The organism is Bradyrhizobium sp. 197 (assembly GCF_023073375.1).
GTDB lineage: Bacteria > Pseudomonadota > Alphaproteobacteria > Rhizobiales > Xanthobacteraceae > Bradyrhizobium.
Genome location: NZ_JADPJJ010000090.1, coordinates 1 through 688 on the forward strand (window position 1 = coordinate 1; position 688 = coordinate 688).

Sequence of the window (688 nt, forward strand, 5' to 3'; positions counted from 1 at the left end):
CTAGGGTCTGTTGGGATTCAGGATTCTCATCGGGGCTTGGTTGTGATTCAAGCTTGGGATGGACCGATTCGTTTTGACTGACGCCCAATGGGCGAAGATGGAGCCGCATTGTCTTGGCAAGCCGGGAGATCCGGGCCGCAGCGGCAAGGACAACCGACTGTTTGTCGAGGCCGTTCTGTGGATCGCCCGAACCGGCAGTCCCTGGCGGGATCTGCCGGCGATGTTCGGCCACTGGAATAGCACATTCACGCGCTTTCGCGACTGGGTGAAGGCGGATGTCTGGAAGCGGCTGTTCGAGGCCATCTCCGACGATCCCGACATGGAATACGCCATGGTCGACGCCACCATCGTCAAGGTCCACCGCCACGGTCAGGGCGCAAAAGGGGGACGCAAAGCCAGGCGATCGGCCGCTCGAAAGGCGGCATGACCACCAAAATTCTGGCGCTCACCGATGCGCTCGGCAATCTCGTGCGCTTCGTGCTCCTGCCGGGACAGCGTTTCGATACGGTGGGCGTGCCGCCGCTCATCGAGGGATTGGCCTTCAACGCGCTGATCGCTGATAAGGCCTTCGATAGCAACGCCATCATCGCCGAACTCGAAGCGCGTGGCGCCAAAGTCGTCATCTCCCAGCATCCGCGCCGTGCACAGCCTCTCGCCATCGACAAGGAGATGTACAAATGGCGGCATC

General features: G+C 61.2%; 1 pseudogene. It reads left to right on the forward strand.

Annotated features, from left to right (window positions below):
* Positions 1–58: 58 nt before the first annotated feature.
* A pseudogene (locus tag IVB27_RS20360) lies at positions 59–688 on the forward strand (IS5 family transposase); the annotation flags it as partial.